This is a genomic window from Vibrio sp. YT-19(2023), from assembly GCF_033337395.1.
This window is the reverse complement of record NZ_JAWOQN010000598.1, coordinates 1-657: the sequence shown is the minus strand read 5'-3', so window position 1 is coordinate 657 and position 657 is coordinate 1. Positions and strand designations below refer to the sequence as shown.

Sequence of the window (657 nt, the reverse complement as noted above, 5' to 3'; positions counted from 1 at the left end):
GGGGCTTACGGTCCAGTACTTTCTCCAGGTCGTGAATTAGTGGTAACCGCATTGCCGCTTTACCACGTGTTCGCACTGACAGTGAACTGTTTGCTGTTTATCGAAATGGGTGGTCGTAACTTACTGATTACCAACCCGCGTGATATTCCTGGCTTTGTAAAAGAGCTGCAAAAGTACCAATTCACAGCGATCACAGGTGTGAATACCTTATTCAATGCGCTAGTGAACAATGAAGATTTCCATGAGTTGGACTTCAGTAATCTTCGCTTGGCTGTTGGTGGTGGTATGGCAGTTCAACGTGCTGTTGCTGAGAAATGGCTGAAGACCACAGGCTGCTACCTGCTTGAAGGTTATGGACTTACTGAGTGTTCACCGTTAGTTGCGGCTTACCCGCATGACCTGGTTGAGTACAACGGTTCTATCGGTCTGCCAGTTCCTTCGACAGAAGTTCGTATGGTTGATGAAGAAGGCAATGTACTGCCAAATACTGGTACAGGTGAGCTACAAGTTCGCGGCCCTCAAGTAATGCAAGGTTACTGGCAACGTCCGGAAGCAACCAAAGACACCATTAACGAAGACGGTTGGCTATCAACGGGTGACATCGTTAAGTTTGATGACGAAGGCTTCCTGCACATTGTTGACCGTAAGAAAGACATG

At 47.5% G+C, this 657-nt stretch carries 1 protein-coding gene; it reads left to right on the top strand.

The window, feature by feature from the left end; all coding sequences use genetic code 11:
- A partial coding sequence (locus R7E78_RS27365) for an AMP-binding protein (RefSeq protein WP_318058785.1) occupies positions 1 to 657 on the top strand: 657 nt, incomplete at both ends.